Below are 20,116 nucleotides of genomic sequence, written 5' to 3'. Positions count from 1 at the left end.
AAAGTAGGGCGAGCTATAAAACGGGTAGAGCTGCCGGTCCAGCGGCGTACTCCGGACCGGCAATCGCAGCAGCATCAAGCCGCGTCAGGATGACGATTCAGACTTCGCCTCTGCCTTTTGCTTTTTCTCGACATGCCGGACGGCGATGATCGAAGCTTCATAGAGAAGGCACGTAGGCAAGGCCATTATGATCATTGAAATAGCGTCCGGTGGGGTCAAGATCGCTGCTGCAGCAAAAATGCCGACGAACGCATACCGCCGCGCAGCTTCCAGTGCTTTGGAATCCACAACGCCAGCACGTGCCAGCAGCGTCAGTACGACGGGAAGCTGAAAGCAAATCCCGAACCCCATGATCAACGTCATGACCAGAGACAGGTACTCGCTGACCTTCGGAAGCAGCGCGATTTCGGCATGGGTGGCATCGCCCAGCTGTTCGAAACCAACGGAGAAGCGCACCAGAAGCGGCATCGCGATGAAATAAACGATCGAGGCGCCGAGCAAGAACAGAAGCGGCGTAGCGATCAAGTAGGGACGGAAAGCCGCTCGCTCGTTCTTGTAGAGACCGGGCGCAACAAATTTGTAGACTTGCCACGCGACGACCGGGAACGACAGAAAGGCGGCGCCGAACATGGCGACTTTGATGTCGACAAAAAACTTTTCGAGCAGGTGCGTATAGATTGTTTTAGCGTTGCCGGCGCCGACAACGCTCACAAACGGCCAGAGCAAAATATTGTAGATCTGCTTGGAAACCGTAAAGCACAGCAGGAACATGACAAAAAAGGCGCCGACCGCGTAGATCAACCGGGTGCGTAGCTCAATCAAATGTTCGAGCAGCGGCGCCTTCGATGCGTTGATTTCTTCCTGGCCGTCCCGGGTGCCGGTGTCCTCGACACTCATAATCGGCTCTTCTCTTCTTGCTGGGTCGGTACGGCTGTGCCGGCAGGCACAGCAACAGGAACTGGCTCAGCCACCGCTTCCGGTGCCTTCTGAGGTGCGTCCACGGTTTCAGTCTGCACCGCGCTCGCCGCCTCTGTCGACCCTGCCTTCGGAAGGGCGGGGGTCTGCGCGCTTTTGGCTACGATATCCGCCTCTCGGGTAGCTTCCGCCAACTCGCTTTCGACGGAACTCTTCGCCTGCCGCACCGTGCTGGAGACTTCATCGCGTAGCCCCGCCACATCCTTGCGGATCTGGTCCAGTTCGGTGTCTCGCATCGCCTCGTCAAACTGGGCGCGGAATTCGGCCGCCTGTTTGCGGACGACGCTTGTAAAGCGTCCGATGGTGCGCAGAAAAACGGGCAACTCTTTAGGCCCCACAAAAAGCAGGGTGATGATGCCCAGGATCAGCAGCTCGCTCCAACCAATGTCGAACATGGAATGCGTACTCGCCAGACCGCGGTGTCAAAGCGTCCCGGCAGCTCAGATAGCTACCGGTTACGCCCTTCTCCGCGCGCGGCCCATTAACCGACCTTGGTGCTCTGCGTCTCAGACTTCTCAGACACGGTCGAGGCGTGATCGATGGTCTTAGGAGCGTCGGACTTAGCCTTGGCGGTATCTTCTTCGTCCGCCATGCCCTTCTTAAAGCTCTTTATACCCTTGGCGACGTCGCCCATTACTTCCGAGATCTTGCCGCGGCCAAATAATAGCACCACGATCAAAAGTAGGATGACCCAGTGCCAAATGCTAGTTGCACCCATAGGTTGCTAGCTCCTGCGACGGTTGTCGTCGCGTTATGTTGGATTACTCGAAGGGAGACTATCGCAGAAAGGTTGCGAGCGAGCAAGCAAGTGGCGGTTCATCCATCACAAACCGACTAACTCGCTGGCAATGTTCCATTATTGCTGCCGTTCGAGGGGAAAACAAGCACGCCTTCCGGATCAATCGAGACGCCCACTTCTGCGCCTTTGTGCCAACTTCCATTGCCCGCTGGAAGGCGCGCGTGCAGCGGCACATCGAAGCCGCTCACGCCAATTTCAACAAGTATGATGTCTCCGAGAAAGCGAACGTGCAAAATACGGCCAGCCAGGCCTTCGCCCGCAGACCTTAATTCAATGCCGCGCTGGCGGATACACAACGTCGCTTTGGTGCCCTCTGACATGCCCAATGCGGGGATGCGTCCGATAGGGCTCGCGATTTCGCCGCCCGTCACCGTCTGGGGGACTTCATTAATTTCCGAGAACATGCGCGCGATGAACAGCTCGGATGGGCGGCTGTACATATCCTCAGCTTTACCGACCTGAACGACGCGCCCCGCACGCATGACGGCGATGCGATCACCCAGCCGCATGGCTTCCTCGGGGTGATGCGTCACGATGATCGATGTGGAGCGCGTTTCGCGTAACAAGGCCAGGGTTTCCTCCTGCATTGTTTCACGAAGTTGTACATCAAGGCCGGAGAACGGCTCGTCCATCAGCATGACAGACGGACGAGGGACAATGGCACGGGCAAGAGCCACGCGCTGTTGCTGGCCGCCCGATAGGATGTGCGGATAGCTGCTCGCATATCGCTCGAGGCCGACGCGTGCCAGGATCGCCATGGCCTCGCGATGTGCCTCTTCCCGCGGCAGGGCTCTCAGACCGAACGCGACATTGTCTAGGATCGTCAAATGTGGGAAGAGCGCGAAGTCTTGGAACATCAAACCGACGTTTCGGCGCTCTGGCGGTTCGAAGCGATCTGGACCGGCGACTTCCCGGTCGTTGATTAGCAAGCGGCCTGCAGACGGTTTCTCGATTCCAGACGTAATGCGCAGCAGCGTTGTCTTTCCGCAGCCCGATGGCCCCAACAAGCAAACAACCTCGCCTGGAGCAATGTCGAGGTTAAAATCCCGCAGCGCATAGATGTCGCCATAGCGGCGAGAAACGTCTTCGAATGTCACACGTGCTGCGAAGGATGCGGCCGCCCGCCCACGCGAACTCGCAGCCGGCGCTTCTGCGGTGGCTGACGCCCCAGACCAGCGCGGTATCCATTCATTCAGCCGCACCGTGTACGCCCCATGCTCTGCTCTGTCCTCGGCTATGTTGATTTGTCCGCTCAAGAAACGAGCATATAAGGGCTATGATGATTTGTGCAATCGTGATGGCCGTTACGACTTCTGGGTTAAACCGTGGAAGCACCGGATTCGTCGGTAGAATCCGGCTCCTCCGCATCGCGAATAGGTAGATCCATTTCGCTTTGCTCTTCGGGCTCCTCGTCTTCGGCATCCAATGGTAATTCATCCGGCATCAACGCGGCCACGTCCTTGGGTTCGGGCATGTTGAAGCCCGTCGGCAGTGATGAGTCCAGGAGCCCGGCACCTTTCAACTCGGAAAGGCCCGGTAAATCCCTTATGCTATCAAGGTTGAAGTGCTCCAAAAACCGCTCGGTCGTCCCATAGGTTACGGGGCGCCCGGGAGCACGACGGCGTCCCCGCGGCCGTATCCATCCTGTTTCCAGCAGGATGTCGAGTGTGCCTGCCGATGTCGAGACACCCCGGACATCTTCAATCTCAGCCCGCGTGACGGGCTGGTGATAGGCAACAATCGCCAACGTCTCGAGTGCTGCTTTCGATAGCCGCCGCTCGGTAACAGAGTGGCGCTCCAAGAGATACGACAAGTCGGTCGCTGTCCGAAAAGCCCATTTGCCCGATATGCGTACGAGGTTGATACCTCGATTAGCGTAAAACGCCTGCAGTTCCCTCAAGATGCCAGCGACATCAGCATCTGCTTCTAAGTGTTCCGCAAGCTGCGCTTCTGCCATTGGCGCGGTAGCCTGAAACAATAAGGCTTCAACGATGCGCAACTTGTTGTTCTGATCGGCCAGAGGCAACGTCGCGACATTATCTGTGTGCGTCGCCTGGGTATCGTCGGGCTGCGAAGCCTCAGGTCCCGTTGGCACCAATGTCAGCTTCGGCCCGTTGGCAGGAGGCCTGTTAAAAGGATTCATCCGTCACCTTTCACAGCGTCGCGCAACGTTGCCGCCTCAGGCGGCAGGATCGCGTCGACGCATAAAAATTGCAGCGAAGGGCGCTTCCTGACGTAGTTCGACAAGTCCTTCACGAGCCATCTCCAGGGTCGCACCGAAAGAGCTGGCACGCACAGTTCGTTCCTCCTCGTCGAGAGGCAAATACTCAGCGATGAAACTATCAAGCTGAACCCAGACGCCTGTCGTATCGCCGACGAGTCTTTCCAGACGGCGACGCGCATCCTTGATGGACCAGACCTTCCGCGCCGCAACCCGGTGCACGACCTTGACGGTCCGCTGCCGTTGTATAGCGTAGGCCTTAAGCAGCTCATATAGATCCGCCGTCCACGCCGTTTCCCGCACAGCCTTGATCGTTTCAGGCATCCCGCGCGCAAAGACGTCGCGGCCGAGGCGCGGCCGCGTCATAAGCTCCGCCGCCGCCTTGCGCATCGCTTCAAGCCGCATAAGGCGGAATGCCAGCCGTTGTGCCATCTCTTCGGCGCTTATCTGATCGTCCGGCGTATCCTCGCGCGGCAGCAACAATCTGGACTTAAGATACGCCAGCCACGCCGCCATCACGAGATAGTCGCCAGCGAGCTCAAGACGCAGCCGCCGTGCTTCAGCAATGAACGTGAGATACTGCTCGGCGAGCGACAGGATCGAAATTTTGGAAATGTCGACCTTCTGCGTGCGCGCCAATGCCAACAACAGGTCGAGCGGTCCCTCAAACCCCGCGACGTCGACAACAAGGGCCTCCTCGTCGCCGGCCACAGCCTGTTCTATCGGGCTGTTCCAATCGGAAGTCTCAACAGTCGGGCCTTTGTCATCATCGTCCATAGCGATGGTTCTTTACGTCCTGATTTCAGGGTTTGCGCGCAGTGGTCTTGTTTGCGGCTCTTGCAGTTTATACCGATTCAGCTGCGGAGCCTTGATCCAGGATCTGCGCTAAGGCAGCTTCGGCCTCGGCCTTATCATAGGGTTCTACGGCGGTCGTTGTCCGCCACGCCACGTCAAATCGCCGGGCCGCCTCCCCGTCCAAAGACGGAACACCGCTGGCAACCAATTGCATCTCGTCGAGGCGGCCGTTGCAATGCAACGCCACGTCGCAGCCCGCTGCCAGTGCGCGTTCCGCCCGAGAGCGCAGAGATCCTGTCAGGGCCTGCATGGACACGTCGTCGCTCATCAGTAGGCCGTCGAAGCCGATCGCCCCACGGATAACTTCAGAAATGACTTTGCTAGACGTTGTCGCAGGCTCGTCTGGATCGATGCTAGAATAAACGACATGCGCCGTCATCGCTGCGGGCAGGTGGGCAGCCGCTTTGAACGGCGCAAAGTCACTGGCCGCTAATTCGTCGGCGGACGCATCAACCGTGGGTAGCTCGATATGGCTATCGCACACGGCGCGTCCGTGGCCAGGTATGTGTTTGATTACGGGCAAAACGCCGCCAGCGGCGAGCCCCTTCGCAACTGAGAGCCCCAATTCGGCCACCGGTGCCGCTGCTGTTGCATAAGCGCGATCGCCAATAATGTTGTGGGATCCCATGACGGGGACATCAAGGACTGGCGCGCAATCAGTATTGAGCCCGAGCGCTCGAAGATCGTCGGCCAAAAGCCTGTAGACGAGTTCTGCGGATTTTGCTGCCGGCGCGACATCGCCACCTGCCGCCGTGAGATAGGCACGTCCGGGTGGAAGCGCGCGGCCAAGCGGTGGTCGCAGACGCTGTACGCGCCCGCCTTCCTGATCGATGAGTGTGAGAACCTCATCGCTACCGATGGCTTGCAGCGCATCGTTGACAAGTCGCCGGATCTGCTCATGGGAGACGCAGTTCCGCGCGAATAGGATGATGCCAACCGGCTCTGTTTCGCGCAGAAAAAGCGCTTCATCCGGACCAAGTTCGGGCCCCGCAAGCCCGGTGATGAATGCGTGACGCATGTGGGGTGCGCGACTAGTACGTCGTAATCCAGCAACCGGAATATCCGGCGACCTTAAGCTGGCTGCAGAGCTGCGCGGCGCTTTCCTTGGAACCCGGCGGCCCAACCATCAAGCGATGATAGCGTCCCCGAGAGCCGAGGTTTGCCTCACGGACGTCCGGCGTACGCGACCCTAGGACACTCGAGTAATTCTGCTGCAGGTCTGCGTATTGAGCCAGAGCATCCACTCGACTTGTCGTAGAGACCGGAACGGAAGCCAGAACAGCAACGTACCCGGCAGATGCTGCTGCTGAAGTACTCGGACCGGTCGAAGCCGTTGTGACAGGTGCGGTATTCTTCGGCGCTGCAGCGGCGACGCGCGCACTCGTGACACGCTCAGACGTATCGGCCGGCTTTGCTGCAGGTGGAGGCGCAGCGCTCGACGAACCCGACGTTCCCTGATCGCGTGTAATTACGACAGGGCGTGCCGGAGAGCGAGGCCCGGTAGAAGCCGGCGGCTGTACGACAATCGGTTGCTGAGGCGTATTGGTGGCCGCAGTCGGAGTAACTGGCGGGCGCGTTGCAGCCCCGCCAAACCCATCGACCAGCGTCAAACCGGGGACTGCCACAACGGGGTTGTTCGGCGGTGTCTCCGAAGGAGTTGGTGCGGAGCGCGGGGTAACGATGTCGCCGTTGCGGCCGATCATCACTGTCGAAACACGGCGCGAGCCATCGTCGGCAGCACCGGAGTTACGCGGCTCGCTCAGACGGCCGAGAATTTTCGAATCAGTGTGATCGAAGCTGCGTCCGCCCGGGTCTTCAGGACGCACCTTGGGTGGCTGGGACGCCCCCTTTACGACAGGTGTGCTTGCGACTTGCGTCGCACTCGGGCCAACGACAATCTTGTAGCCATAGGCCATAGCGCCGCCGATCATCACGGTACCGACCAACGCCATTACGATCCAACCGATGCGAGAGCGCGGGCGCTCTGCCGGTTCGTCGTCTTCATATTCTTCTTCGTCGTCATACTCCGCATGCAGCGCTAAATCCTGCGTCGCATCGTAGCCAGCGCTGGCGAAGATCGGGCCAGAATCGAGGGCAAAGTTGCTACCAGCCTCCTGCTGTCCCCAACCACCATCGGCATACTCACCGTGCGCGGCAGCTGCCGGAGTGAATTGGGACGACGGATCGTAGCCGCCAAAATCGTGATTGCCCTGCTCTTCGTTGCGAGGCCAATCCTCGAATTCCGAACCGCGTAGTCCTGGGCGCTCAGTATCGAACGCATTGCGCGAGCCCAAATCGGGATATCCCGGCACAACAGGTTCTTCCGGCATAGAAGGCGCGGTCGGTTGCAGATAATCTTGGAATTGACCGTGCATATCCCCCGCAGCGGGGTAGCCCCGTCCCGGATCGAGATGGGGTTCGCGCGTAGGCTGATACTGCTGAGGTTCATATGGCGGCGCATACCCACCAAGCGCCGGCTCAGGGTAGGACGGGAACTCCGGTGGCGCGCCATATCCCGCTCCGGGATTTCCTTGATTTGGAATCCCTAGGCTTGGCTGCGATGCGGAGTCGTAAGGCTCGAAGCCCGGCGCTTGCGGGTAGTGATAGCCATCTTGGCCGCCCCCATACGGATTGTGCTGGGGGGCTGAGGGATATCGCGGATCAGGAGGCGGCACTGGCTCGATTGGTTGGCCGTATCCGCCAGGGGCGACGGGTTCATACCGACCTTGCGGCGGAACAGGCTGCTGCCAATAGGGGTCCTGCGGGTACTGCCCACCATAGTCCTGGCCATTCGGCCAACCGCTGTTTTGCTGACCATGTTGCGGCGCTGCGGACTGGTCCAACGGGTGACCATGTTGCTGTTGCGGAGCCGGATGGCCGGGGCGCGTACCATATCCATCTGAACGTGCCATCTCGGGTAACCCTCTTTCTAACCGCCTGCGCTAAACCCTCTTTACGAATCGTGAGTCTAACGCATTGCGTTCGGGGCCTCGACACCGAGCACACCCAGTCCAGAGGATATTACCTGCCGAGTGGCTGATATGATGGCGAGCCGAGCTGCGGTTACGCCCATGTCGTTGCTGTCGATAAAGCGCAAATGTGGCGAATCATTGCCACGATTGTATTGAGAATGAAGGGCTTGCGCCAAATCATAGAGGTAAAAGGCAAGGCGATGCGGCTCGTGGGCAGCGACCGCGCCCGAAATGACCCGAGGGAAGCTTCCGAGCAGCTTAACCAATTGAATTTCCCCAGGATCTGTCAGCTTGGACAGGTCGGCCGCCGCTAAAGCTTCATTTGACGTGCTCAAGCTGGGGAAAGCCTGTGTAGCGTTGCGGAAAACCGACGCGATACGAGCATGCGCGTACTGAACGTAGAACACCGGATTGTCTTTTGACTGCTCCGTCACCTTGGCAAAGTCGAAGTCCAGGGGCGCGTCGTTCTTCCTGTAAAGCATCATGAAGCGAACAGGGTCACGGCCCACTTCATCGACGACATCACGCAGCGTTACGAAAGTGCCGGCACGCTTTGACATCCGGACAGGCTCGCCCGCGCGAAATAGTTTAACGAGCTGGCAGATCTTTATGTCCAGGCTCGCTTTGCGGTCGGACAGGGCCGCAACAGTAGCCTTCATGCGCGATATATAGCCGATGTGATCCGCACCGAAGACGTTGATCAGCTGTTCGAAGCCGCGCTGCAGTTTGTTGTAATGGTAGGCGATGTCGGACGCGAAATACGTGTATCCGCCGTCAGATTTTACCAAGGCCCGGTCAACGTCATCGCCAAACTCCGTAGAGCGGAACAAGATCTGCTCACGATCTTCCCACTCGTCATCGTCGTGTCCTTTCGGCTTCGGGAGCCGGCCCTCATAGATCAACCCCTTCTGCTTTAAGAGGTCTATAGCCGCGGCTACCTGGTCCGTGCCGTCCTGGATGAGGGAGGCCTCCGAGAAGAAGACGTCGTGACGAATGTTGAGTGCGGCCAGATCCTCTCGGATCATCGCCATCATCATTTCGATGGCGGTCTGGCGTACGACGGGTAGCCAGTCTTCGTTCGCTTGAAGCAGTTCGCGGCCATGCTTTTTGGCCAGTGCCTCTCCTACCGGCTTGAGATAATCGCCGGGGTACAACCCTTCCGGAATTTCGCCGATGTCCTCGCCCAGCGCTTCCCGATAACGCAGGAAAGCCGAGCGCGCGAGGACGTCCACCTGATTCCCGGCATCGTTGACGTAGTACTCACGCGTCACGTCATAGCCCGCAAATGCCAAAAGATTGGCGAGGGCATCACCGAACACTGCGCCACGACAATGGCCGACATGCATTGGCCCTGTGGGGTTGGCGGAGACATATTCGACGTTGATCTTCGTGCCCTTGCCGATAGGCAGGCGGCCGTAGGTCTCACCTTCAGCAAGAATGGCGCCGACCAAGCGCTGCCAGAACGACGCCTTGAACCTGATGTTCAGGAAGCCCGGCCCGGCAACTTCCGCCCCCTCAATGTCAGGGTCGGCCTCAAGTCGGGCTTTTAGCTTCTCGGCGATGTCGCGCGGTTTCTGCCGGGCTTTTTTTGCCAGGACCATGGCTGCGTTGGTCGCGAAGTCCCCGTGTGACGGATCGCGCGGCGTTTCAGCCTCGATTGCCGACACTTCCAAATCGGACGGCAGTTCGCCGTCGGCTTTCATGGCTTCCAGCGCGGCGCGGATCAGCCCTTCAACGTGTTCGAACACGTTCATGCGGTGTGAGACCTCAATTTAAGAAGTTAGAAACGGCGCCCGCAAACGCGAAAGCTCGCGCAGCAGCAACCGGCATGCCCGGCTATCGCAATTCCGGCGTGGCGTCAAACAACCGCCGATGCTCGGCGATGGCCAAGCGGTCGGTCATTCCTGATACAAAATCACCGACGAGGCGCGCATAGCGCCGGTCACTCAGGCCCTGCGCGGCGGACCGCCATGCCTCTGGTAATTCATCGGGTTCATTCAGATAGCGCTGAAATAGGTCGCAAACGATGGTTTCCGCCCGCGTCATCACCCGCATCACCCGCGGGTGGCGGTAAACGCGGTCGAACATGAAGCGCTTGAGATCCTTTATCTGAGCTTCCAATTCGGGAGAAAACGCAACGACGGACATCGTTGCTCGCCGGATGTCGTCTGGTGAGCGCGGTGCCAGCGCTCTAAGGCATTGCCGGGAGTGGTCAACGCAGTCACTAATCATGATTGTGATCATCCTGCGCGTGATTTCGTAAATGACGCGGGGATCATCATGTTCTCGGATCGTGGTCTGCACATTGCGCGCCACTTCTCCGGCGAGAGGGGCCTCGGCAATATCGGCGATAGAGAGAAGCCCCGCACGCAGGGCATCATCGATGTCGTGGTTGACGTAAGCGATATCATCGGAGAGTGCAGCTACCTGAGCTTCGGCGCTTGCATACTGATCCAATTCAAGGCTCCGCCAGCGCTCCAGCACCCGCAGCACCTTCGCAACCGGGTGGTCGGGTCCGTGGGCGACGGGCCCATTATGCTTAGCCAAGCCTTCCAACGTCTCCCAGGTGAGATTGAGGCCGTCAAACCCCAGATATTTGCGTTCCAGGCGCATAACGACACGCAGTGACTGAGCGTTATGGTCAAAGCCGCCGTAGTCGGTCATGGCATGGTCCAGAGCGCGCTCACCGGCATGTCCGAAAGGGGAATGTCCAAGGTCATGGGCCAGCGCCAGGGCCTCGGCCAGGTCCTCATCAAGCCGAAGCTGCCGGGCCACGGTGCGGGCAATCTGTGCGACTTCCAAACTATGTGTCAGGCGCGTACGATAGTGGTCACCCTCGTGAAAAACGAAGACCTGCGTCTTATATGTAAGACGGCGGAAGGGCGTCGAATGCAGAATGCGGTCACGGTCGCGCTGAAAAGGACTACGTGTTGTACACTCCTGTTCAGCATGCTCGCGACCGCGACTGGGAACGCTGCTAGCCGCATAATCCGCCATACTGCGCGCTCCGGGCGGCAGTGTTTCGCCGTAATCGTCCCTATCGGGCGATGAATCTAATTGGCGCCGGCCGATTGTCATGAAGCGCGTCTTTCTCATTAGGCCGCTTGCCGTTTGACAGGGTGGCGCGGCGCCCTATCTTCATGAGCGAGTCCCCTATACGAGAGCAAGCCTTGTTGGCAAACCTCTCGGAAGACCGCCATTAATGATGGATGCGATGGATCATAAAGTCACCGTCACCGAACGCGCCGCCAAGCGCATTGCGGAAATTGTTGCTACCGAAAAGGACAACTCGATGCTGCGTGTCAGCGTCGATGGTGGCGGCTGTTCAGGCTTTCAGTACAAATTCGATCTCGTGGCGCAACGCGAAGATGACGATACCGTACTAGAGCGGGATGGCGCGACAGTCTTAATTGATCCCGTCTCTCTTGGCTTTTTGGTCGGCTCCGAAATCGACTTCGTCGACGAATTGATCGGCGCCTCGTTCCAGATCAGGAACCCCAACGCAACCGCTTCCTGCGGCTGCGGCACAAGCTTTTCGATCTGACCTCCGATCGGCGCCATTGCATGAAAATCGCGACTTGGAACATCAACGGGGTCAAAGCCCGGATCGAAACAACTTTGACCTGGTTGCGTGAAGCGAACCCGGACGTCGTCTGCCTGCAGGAAATAAAGAGTATCGACTCCAACTTTCCCGCTGAGCCGTTTCAGGATCTTGGCTATCAGGTCACAACGCATGGCCAGAAGGGCTTCAATGGCGTTGCCATCCTCTCCAAATCCAGTGTCGAAGACGTCATGATCGGACTGCCGGGCGATGATGATGATGTGCAGGCCCGCTATCTCGAAGCAACGGTTTCTACAGCGAACGGAGCGGTTCGCGTCGTGTCGCTCTACCTGCCAAACGGCAACCCCATCGGGTCGGAGAAGTTCTCTTACAAGCTTTCCTGGATGATGCGACTGGAAGCGCGCATGAAGGCTTTACTGGCAGAAGAGATGCCCGTTGCCGTTGCGGGCGATTACAACGTTATTCCGACGTCGGAGGATGCGAAGAGACCTCAGGCCTGGACCAATGATGCGCTTTTTCAGCCCGAAAGCCGGACGGCTTTTCGCAGGCTGATCAACCTCGGATATTACGACGCTGTCCGCGCAACGGCACCGGGACCTGATCAGTATACGTTTTGGGACTATCAGGCTGGAGCCTGGCAAAAGAACGATGGCATTCGCATCGATCATATTCTGCTGTCACCGCAGGCGGCAGATCGACTAGATTCGGCCGGAATCGACCGTGAAACGCGCGGCTGGGAAAAGCCTTCGGACCATGTCCCTGTGTGGGTCGAATTGACGATATAAGGAGGGTCGGCTGCCGTCAATCGTGTGGCCGGTCCGAAAATCAACGATAAAAAAACTGAGGCCTGCGTTAGCGACCGCCTTCTGTCGACGCACCGACGTTGCGGAACTCACCCGTCCCAGGTGCTGTCGTTCCCGTCATAAAGCGGGTCGACGATGTGCTGCTCGGGCGACTTGAAGCTTCGATTTGATTGGAGGATCCCGGCGCTTGCTGGTCCAATCGCAATGGCACGACTTCGCCGTTAGAACATGTGCGCTCTGGGCTCTGGTCCAGCAAGCCCAAGGAACTCTGGTCGCGGACTTCGGGCTTGCGGCCATAACGCGTGTCCCACTCAGCGACCATGCCAGTCACTTGACTGCGGACCCCCTTCGAAGCGCCACAATAGATGTTCTGATATGTGTCCTCGATCCAGACGCGATCTTGCGGCGGGGCATTCTTTACGGCAACCGAAATCAGCGCCAAAGCGCGTACCGGATCGTTAGGCATGAACTTGCCGCGCCAGTAGAGATCAGCCAGGAACGCCTGCGCTCCGGCATGCCCTTTCTGGGCTATGATTGCCAGCAGATGCTTGGCGCGTGCAATGTCTGGTGCGACGCCGTCACCATGCAACTGCAGCTTTGCCAACTCGAATTGCGCGTCTTCATCATTGAAGAACAGAGCCGCGTGATTGAGATATTCAGCGGCCAGCGCCGGGTCTGCTCGCAGTCCGATTTCGGGGAGACCAAGCCGAACGTATCCGGCAAGCGCAGTCAGGGCACGGGCGACATAAGGTGCGCGGGTATCATCATCGGGATCGGCGTCGGCATACTCGTTCGCAATCTTCTGATAGAGCATGTACGCCTTAGCATGATCCGTATGCGCACTGTTATTGTCAGCGTAAAGTCGCGCGAGATAGTATTGCGCGAGGAACAGGTCCTTAGCTGCCGCGTGCTCCAACGCAGGAATCGCGATTTCGTAATAGCCGCCGTTGTAAGCGCTGACACCTTGGCGCAGCGCTTCTTCCGCCGACACGAACTGCGGTACGGCAGCGTGGCCCGTCACCGGACCCGCCATCGTCACAGCCGCCAAACAGGCTGCGGCAATCAACCCATTCTTGCGCTTATATGTCCGCATAGCAGTGAACTTCCGCCTTTCCACCAGCGTGGGTGACCGCACCGTACCGCGCGGGCCCAACCTGATTTGCGTACTTCCTCAACACACCGCTCTGATAGGCGTTGGCAGGTTCCTGCCATTGCGCCCGACGAGCTTCGAGTTCAGCTTCGGAAACTTCGAGGTCGAGCGTGCCCTTGTCGGCATCGATCGAAATCATGTCACCATTGCGGACGAGCCCAATGGGACCACCTACGGCCGCCTCAGGCCCAACGTGCCCGATGCAGAAACCACGGGTCGCGCCAGAGAACCGGCCATCTGTGATGAGAGCGACTTTGTCGCCTACGCCTTGTCCATAGAGAGCCGCTGTCGTCGAGAGCATTTCACGCATACCGGGCCCACCCTTCGGTCCCTCATAGCGGATGATGAAGACGTCGCCCTCGTTGTATTCACGGCGATCGACGGCTTCGAATGCATCCTCTTCACAGTCGAACACACGCGCAGGTCCACGGAAGGTCAGCTTCTTCATGCCGGCCACCTTCACGATTGCTCCATCGGGAGCCAACGTGCCGCGCAGTCCCACAACACCGCCAGTCGGCGATATGGGATTTGAAACCGGGTAGACAACCTTTTGTTCCGTATTGAATTTCACGTTTTCGAGATTCTGCGCCATCGTTTTACCGCTGACCGTCATACAGTCACCGTGGAGATAACCGCCCTCCAACAGCGCTTTCAGGATCTGCGGTACGCCGCCGATATCGTAGACGTCCTTCGCAACGTATTTGCCGCCGGGCTTGAGGTCGGCGATGTACGGCGTACGCTTAAAGATCTCTGCTACTTCGAAGATATCGAGATCAATTCCTGCCTCGTGCGCCATGGCTGGAAGATGCAATGCGGCGTTGGTGGAACCACCCGTCGCAGCGACGATGACAGCCGCGTTCTCGAATGCTTCACGCGTGCAGATGTCTCGCGGGCGGAGCCCATCAGCAACGAGACGCATAACGGCACGGCCGCTCTCGGCAGCATATGCGTCACGGCTTTCATATGGCGCGGGCGCGCCGGCCGAGCCGGGCAGCGCCAAACCTATAGCTTCGGACACACAGGCCATCGTATTGGCCGTGAACTGTCCGCCGCACGAGCCTGCGGAGGGGCAAGCAACGCATTCCAGTTCATGCAAATCGGAATCCGACATCCGGCCCGCCGAGTGCATGCCAACGCCCTCGAACACGTCGACAACGGTGACGTCCTTGCCCTTATAGGTGCCGGGAAGGATTGAGCCGCCGTACATGAAGACAGATGGGACGTTGAGGCGAAGCATCGCCATCATGATGCCCGGCAGCGATTTATCGCAGCCGGCAATGCCGACCATGGCGTCGTAGCAGTGGCCGCGCATCGTCAATTCGATTGAGTCCGCAATCACCTCACGGGACACAAGCGAGGACTTCATCCCCTGATGGCCCATCGCGATGCCGTCTGTGACGGTGATCGTGCAGAATTCGCGCGGCGTTCCGCCACCTTCATCAACCCCGGTCTTCACCGACTGGGCTTGGCGCATGAGAGAGATGTTGCAAGGCGCTGCTTCGTTCCAGCAGCTGACGACGCCGACAAACGGATTATGAATCTGCTCTTCCGTCAGACCCATCGCGTAATAATAAGAGCGATGCGGCGCGCGCGTCGGCCCTTCGGTCACGTGTCTGCTGGGCAATTTCGCCTTGTCGAACTTCTTGGCGCTCATCTCTCTCCCTTTAACCTTCAAATACGCGCAGTGAGAGGAAGCAAAACGCCCCGGGGCCACATTGCGCACCCCCGTGGATCATTCCGACCCGACAATGGATAAGGCTGACGCCGGGCCCGCAAACCCGCTCGCGTCGAACGCCTTAGACCCCGCCCACTCTGCGACTGTTCAACCGTGGTGGACATTGATCGGGGTTTGTGGCCCAAACGTGGCGTGGACGCCGCATAGTGGCGACACAGACACAGTGAAGGAGTCGCAAACAAATTTCCTCCAATCCAATCCTGCCCCGTGGATAACTCGCGGGACTGGCGGATACGCAGCCAAGAATTGAGCAACGGAAGTTTGACCGTGCAATTCGTGTAGCGCCCGACTCCGGCGATCAAAGGGCTATCGGTGGGCGGAAGTTTTGTTTTGGGACGACCAAATCATGTCCAACCGGCTTGCTACATGGGCGCTTGATGCGGCACCAGCAAGGCGGGAAAACGGAAAAGGCCCGCGAAATGAAGTCGCGGGCCCATCTTTTTAAGAATTGAAGTTAACTTAAGAGGCTTCGAGACGCCTCAAGGCTGCGGTCAACCGCTTGATGATGCCTTCCAGCTCCGCCTTACGCTCCCGGGTCTCTTCAACAGCTTCCGGCTTTGCCTTGGCTACGAAGTTTGGATTTGCGAGCTTGGCATCCATCTTGTCGAGATTGCCTTGCGCTTCGCCAATCTCTTTGGCCAGACGACGGCGCTCGGCCTCCATGTCAATGACGCCTTCCAACGGGATTGCTGCCGTCGTCTCGCCAACGACGATCATCGCAGCTCCCTTAGGCGCAGTCGCATCAAAGCTGATCGAGTCGAGACGGGCCAAGCGGCCGATCGTGTCCTCGTGGCGATCCGCCCGCTCGCGCGCCGCCTTATCAGCGCCGGTGATCACAAGCGGTATTTTGGCGCCTGCCGGAATATTCATTTCGCTGCGAACCGAGCGAATTTCCGAGATCAGGGCTACGACCCAACCAATTTCGGCATCGGCCTCCGCGTTCTGCAATTCGGACAGTTTAGGCCACTGAGACAGCGTCAAAAGACTGGTACGTTTTTCTCCGTGCTCCACCATGTGTGCCCAAAGCTCTTCCGTGATGAAGGGCATGAACGGATGCAGCATTTTCAGAATCTGATCGAGCACCCAGGCGACGCAGGCGCGTGTTTCCGCCTTTGCCTCTTCGTCATCCCCATTGAGGATCGGTTTGATGAGTTCGAGATACCAATCGCAGAATATACCCCAAACGAACTCATAGGCAGCCGTCGCCGCTTCGTTGAATTTGTAGGCTTCAAGGCCGGTTGTTACTGCTGCAGAGGCGCGTTCGGTTTCGCCAACAATCCACTTGTTGAGAGTTTCATCGAGCGCGGCAGGATCGAAATCGAACTTGCGGACACACTCGTTCATCTCTGCGAAGCGTGCCGCGTTCCAGAGTTTGGTGGCGAAGTTCCGATAGCCTTCAACACGCTGGGTCGACAGTTTGATGTCGCGTCCCTGAGCGGCCATCGCCGACAAGGTGAAGCGCAACGCATCGGCGCCATAGGAGTCGATGACGCCTAAGGGATCCATGACGTTGCCCTTCGACTTCGACATCTTCTGTCCCTTCTCGTCGCGGACAAGGGCATGGATGTAGACGTCGTGGAAGGGCACCTCCTTCATGAAGTGAAGGCCCATCATCATCATGCGAGCGACCCAGAAGAAGATGATGTCGAAGCCCGTGACGAGAACATTCGTCGGGTAGTAGCGCTGCAATTCCGGCGTTTCGTCCGGCCAGCCAAGGGTCGAGAACGGCCAGAGCCCGGATGAAAACCACGTGTCGAGCACGTCTTCATCGCGTTTCAGCAGAGCGTCTGCCGTCCCGGCACGGGCGATTTCGTCGGCGCGCTCTGTCGTTAGAGTTCCGTTCTGAACGTAATGCGTTAGGGCTTCGGCCAACGCCTCACCCTCGTCAGTGGCGACAAATACCTGACCATCCGGCCCATACCATGCCGGGATCTGGTGCCCCCACCAAAGCTGTCGTGAAATGCACCACGGCTGGATATTGCGCATCCATTCGAAATACGTCTTTTCCCAATTCTTGGGCACAAAACGCGTACGACCGTCCTCGACCGCCTTGACGGCGTCCTTGGCAAGTTCAGCGGCATTTACGTACCACTGGTCGGTCAACCAGGGCTCGATAACGACATTCGAGCGGTCACCGTGCGGGACGGTATGGGAAGTCGGCTCGATCTTCTCAAGCAATCCGGCGGCGTCCATATCGGCGACGATCCGCTTTCTCGCAATGAAGCGATCAAGCCCGCGATAGGCTTCCGGCGCGTTTTCATTGAGCTGGGCGATCTCGTCGAGAATGTTGATCTGCTCAAGATTGTGACGCTTGCCGACTTCGAAGTCGTTGAAGTCATGCGCCGGTGTGATCTTCACTGCGCCCGTTCCCTTTTCGGGATCGGAATATTCGTCAGCTACGATCGGTATTTCGCGCCCGACAAGCGGCAATGTCACGGTCGCCTTGGCTGCAAGCAAAGCCGCGTACCGTTCGTCTTCTGGGTGCACGGCAACACCGCTGTCGCCCAACATCGTTTCAGGCCGCGTCGTGGCGACAACGATATAGTCCTTGTCGTAACCATCGACCTTTTGCGTGAGCGGATAGCGGAAGTGGTACATGTGTCCACTCGGATCGCGCGCAAGGGCTTTGTCCAGAGCGGCGGCGTCGAAAGCCTCTTCTGAATCCCGGTCCCATTTAAACGAACCTTGCGAGTCCACCTGCACGACTTCCAGATCGGAAATCGCTGTCTGGAATTTCGGATCCCAGTTGACCAGGCGCTTATCCTTGTAGATCAGCCCCGCGCGATATAGCTCGACGAATATCCTGAGAACGGCGCGCGAGAGCCCTTCATCCATCGTGAAGCGTTCGCGCGACCAATCGCAGGAAGCGCCGAGCCGCTTCAGCTGATTGATGATGACGCCGCCAGACTCTTCCTTCCAGGTCCAGACCTTCTCGACGAACTTATCGCGCCCAATCGCGCGGCGGTCAGGCTCCTGGCGCTCCATCATCTGCCGTTCGACGACCATCTGCGTGGCAATCCCGGCGTGATCCGTACCCGGTTGCCAGAGGACGTCCTTGCCGCGCATACGCTCGAAACGGCACAGCACATCCTGCAACGTGTTGTTGAGGGCGTGCCCCATGTGCAGAGATCCCGTCACGTTCGGTGGCGGAATGACGATCGTGAATGGTTCGGCAGCATCACCTTGACGATCAGGGCGGCCAGCTTTGAAGGCTTCAGCCTTCTCCCACTCGCCGTGGATGCGCGGCTCGATTTCAGCCGGCTGATAGGTCTTTTCGAGCATACGGGGTTTTCGCGTTCACTTCGGTCAATAACAGAGTTGGGCGACCCTTGCGCACCGCACATGGGCCAACACTTCAATTGATTTCGTTGGTCAACGGCAGGAAGCGGTTTGTAGCCGCCCCAATCTGCCGAGTTCACCGGTGTTCGTTAGCACAAAGGCGCCCCGAAGGTGAACTCTTGTGGAGAATGATGACGTTGCTTTGGCCGCAAGACCTGTTCTTCAGGCTTTCGAACCGGGGTCGGTCCTTACCTTGACGGCGTTTGAAACCTCACGCCGCACCGTATCCTCGATGATCCGCGGCAGGTTATCGTCCAGCCATTCACGCAACATCGGCCGTAGAAGCTCCATGACAGCGTCCTCAAGCGAGCGCCCCGCTGCGGCACCTGTCTTTGCTGCTGCCTCTCTACCCGACACAGACACCAATGGTGCGCCAAGATTGGTTGCGCCGCTTACTGGTTTTACGGATGCGCCAACGACCTTTTCCGCTTCCACCTTCTTTGTGTCAGACGGTCCCGCAGCAGCTTCCGCCGTTTTTGAGTCAATTTTCTCGAAGGCCTTCAAAACAGGCTCAATGCTGGGAAAGTTGGGTGAGGCCTTATTGTCGCTTTGGCCGTCCTTCGCGGGCGTTGTCGGTCGGGAATTGAAGAACGACGGGAAGGATGAGGCTCCTTCACCTTTACTTACCGGCGCGGCAGGCTTGGATTGAGGCGGCGTCGGCAGGGCCGATGACTTTTCCTCGGAACGTGTGCTGTGTACTGGACCGGCGTCCATCCGATCCGGCAACGGTTTGCCGGTTAACGGCCCAGGGAAGAATCTTCCGGGAGTTTCTTGGGCAGGCTGATCCCCGCCACGTGGATCGGCGTGCGAAGTCACGGACTTTTCGGAGGCCAAGCCCGCAAATCCATTCGCACTGCTTCCTACTGGCGGCGATGCCGCCGATTGAGGTTCTGACGGTGCTGGGGCGGCAGACTCGTTATGCGCCGCCTCATTGCTACGCATGGAGTCTGCCCAGCTTAGGGGCTGACTGTCGTTTGGCGCTTTCGCGTGCGGAGGCGGTGTAAAATCGCTTTTGCTTGTTGCTTCGCCCGGCCGGCTCAGTCCAGGCGTTGGTGGGCCGCTTCCATTCGACGGTTCATGATCTCGACGCGGCACGAGAGAGCCAAAATCGAAACCAAGGGACGCAGCTTTCGTATTTGGGGGGCTCGGTGCTGGACCATTTATGGGTGCGGCCTGCTCCTCAGCCGAGAACGGACCCGGTGCAATGGCAGCTGGTGGCAACGGTTCTTCCAGAAGATCGGCGAGGTCGTCGTCGTCCTGCTGGCCTAATGGGCGCTGCTTCCCTAACTGGTCTGGCTGACTATTGAATGCCGGGCCGGAATGTGGCGGCAAATGCTGCGCAGGGGCCGCACCGTTCAGTTCGCCGCCCGTGCTTTGTTGTTGTGTCGGCGTGGGATTCGGAAGTTCCGGGGCGGCCGTGCCTGCTTCTCCGGGAGAGGGATCTTGAGAGACCATGTTGCGGATGGAGGCCAGAATTTCCTCCATGCTGGGCTCACGGCCGTTGCCAGGTACGCTCATTGCCATTCTCCGCCATTTCAACTGCCTTACCCGGCCGCGATCGGCGCGTCGCAGTTGTTACCCTTAGGCTTGGTACAATGGCTGGGCCTGGACTTCAATGCATGGCGGTCTTCTTGTCCCGGATCAGCAGGGGAATACACGCCGGTTTTCGCCTTAAACGCCCGAACCCTCTAGGTGGCCAGAGTTA

16 protein-coding genes are annotated in these 20,116 nt (G+C 58.6%); 2 read left to right on the top strand and 14 right to left on the bottom strand.

From position 1 onward, the window contains the following. Positions 1 to 84: 84 nt before the first annotated feature. The 10 genes from tatC to YBN1229_RS11865 form a co-directional block, all read right to left on the bottom strand. Positions 85 to 897, bottom strand: coding sequence for a twin-arginine translocase subunit TatC (gene tatC / locus YBN1229_RS11915; RefSeq protein WP_046479122.1), 813 nt, complete (start codon positions 895 to 897; stop codon positions 85 to 87). Then, on the bottom strand, positions 894 to 1,370 hold the full coding sequence (tatB, locus tag YBN1229_RS11910; RefSeq protein ID WP_052743900.1) for a Sec-independent protein translocase protein TatB: 477 nt from the start codon (positions 1,368 to 1,370) through the stop codon (positions 894 to 896). The genes tatC and tatB overlap by 4 nt, the downstream gene beginning before the upstream one ends. An 86-nt stretch (positions 1,371 to 1,456) precedes the next feature. Further along, positions 1,457 to 1,693: a twin-arginine translocase TatA/TatE family subunit gene (locus YBN1229_RS11905; protein WP_046479123.1), complete on the bottom strand. Its 237-nt coding sequence runs from the start codon at positions 1,691 to 1,693 to the stop codon at positions 1,457 to 1,459. A 116-nt stretch (positions 1,694 to 1,809) separates the two neighbouring features. Beyond that, complete coding sequence (locus tag YBN1229_RS11900) at positions 1,810 to 2,976, bottom strand: ABC transporter ATP-binding protein (RefSeq protein ID WP_244464938.1); 1,167 nt, start codon at positions 2,974 to 2,976, stop codon at positions 1,810 to 1,812. Positions 2,977 to 3,092: 116 nt separating this feature from the next. After that, entirely contained in the window at positions 3,093 to 3,917 is an 825-nt protein-coding gene (scpB, locus tag YBN1229_RS11895) for an SMC-Scp complex subunit ScpB (protein WP_082101119.1), read from the bottom strand. A 36-nt stretch (positions 3,918 to 3,953) separates the two neighbouring features. Then, the gene (locus YBN1229_RS11890; RefSeq protein ID WP_046479124.1) at positions 3,954 to 4,772 is read right to left on the bottom strand and encodes a segregation and condensation protein A; all 819 of its coding nucleotides are present in this window, start codon (positions 4,770 to 4,772) and stop codon (positions 3,954 to 3,956) included. A gap of 67 nt (positions 4,773 to 4,839) precedes the next feature. After that, positions 4,840 to 5,868 carry a beta-N-acetylhexosaminidase gene (gene nagZ / locus YBN1229_RS11885; protein ID WP_046479125.1) on the bottom strand — a complete coding sequence of 343 codons (1,029 nt, stop codon included), beginning with the start codon at positions 5,866 to 5,868 and terminating at the stop codon, positions 4,840 to 4,842. Positions 5,869 to 5,881: 13 nt separating this feature from the next. Then, entirely contained in the window at positions 5,882 to 7,762 is a 1,881-nt protein-coding gene (locus YBN1229_RS11880) for an SPOR domain-containing protein (RefSeq protein WP_082101118.1), read from the bottom strand. A 56-nt stretch (positions 7,763 to 7,818) separates the two neighbouring features. Next, complete coding sequence (gene argS / locus YBN1229_RS11870) at positions 7,819 to 9,576, bottom strand: arginine--tRNA ligase (protein ID WP_046479128.1); 1,758 nt, start codon at positions 9,574 to 9,576, stop codon at positions 7,819 to 7,821. Positions 9,577 to 9,658: 82 nt separating this feature from the next. Next, positions 9,659 to 10,900, bottom strand: coding sequence for a deoxyguanosinetriphosphate triphosphohydrolase (locus YBN1229_RS11865; RefSeq protein ID WP_046479129.1), 1,242 nt, complete (start codon positions 10,898 to 10,900; stop codon positions 9,659 to 9,661). Positions 10,901 to 11,024: 124 nt separating this feature from the next. Here YBN1229_RS11865 and erpA point away from each other — a divergent pair, with 124 nt between their 5' ends. Together erpA and xth are read left to right on the top strand one after the other, a co-directional pair. After that, the gene (erpA, locus tag YBN1229_RS11860) at positions 11,025 to 11,366 is read left to right on the top strand and encodes an iron-sulfur cluster insertion protein ErpA (RefSeq protein ID WP_046479130.1); all 342 of its coding nucleotides are present in this window, start codon (positions 11,025 to 11,027) and stop codon (positions 11,364 to 11,366) included. A gap of 20 nt (positions 11,367 to 11,386) precedes the next feature. Next, positions 11,387 to 12,169: an exodeoxyribonuclease III gene (gene xth, locus YBN1229_RS11855; protein ID WP_046479131.1), complete on the top strand. Its 783-nt coding sequence runs from the start codon at positions 11,387 to 11,389 to the stop codon at positions 12,167 to 12,169. Between the two features lie 67 nt (positions 12,170 to 12,236). Here xth and YBN1229_RS11850 read toward each other — a convergent pair whose 3' ends face one another. The 4 genes from YBN1229_RS11850 to YBN1229_RS19275 form a co-directional block, all read right to left on the bottom strand. Beyond that, positions 12,237 to 13,280 carry a tetratricopeptide repeat protein gene (locus YBN1229_RS11850; protein ID WP_052743899.1) on the bottom strand — a complete coding sequence of 348 codons (1,044 nt, stop codon included), beginning with the start codon at positions 13,278 to 13,280 and terminating at the stop codon, positions 12,237 to 12,239. Beyond that, positions 13,267 to 14,991: a dihydroxy-acid dehydratase gene (gene ilvD / locus YBN1229_RS11845; RefSeq protein WP_046479132.1), complete on the bottom strand. Its 1,725-nt coding sequence runs from the start codon at positions 14,989 to 14,991 to the stop codon at positions 13,267 to 13,269. The genes YBN1229_RS11850 and ilvD overlap by 14 nt, the downstream gene beginning before the upstream one ends. A gap of 540 nt (positions 14,992 to 15,531) precedes the next feature. Beyond that, positions 15,532 to 18,354, bottom strand: coding sequence for a valine--tRNA ligase (locus YBN1229_RS11840; protein WP_046479133.1), 2,823 nt, complete (start codon positions 18,352 to 18,354; stop codon positions 15,532 to 15,534). Between the two features lie 219 nt (positions 18,355 to 18,573). Beyond that, positions 18,574 to 19,929 (bottom strand): DUF2497 domain-containing protein, encoded by a 1,356-nt coding sequence (locus YBN1229_RS19275; protein ID WP_280136709.1) that lies wholly within the window; start codon positions 19,927 to 19,929, stop codon positions 18,574 to 18,576. Positions 19,930 to 20,116: the final 187 nt, after the last annotated feature.

Origin of the sequence: Candidatus Filomicrobium marinum (assembly GCF_000981545.1) — a bacterium.
GTDB classification, from domain to species: Bacteria; Pseudomonadota; Alphaproteobacteria; order Rhizobiales; family Hyphomicrobiaceae; genus Filomicrobium; species Filomicrobium insigne.
The sequence above is the reverse complement of the archived record's forward strand: the minus strand, read 5'-3'. Positions and strand labels throughout refer to the sequence as shown.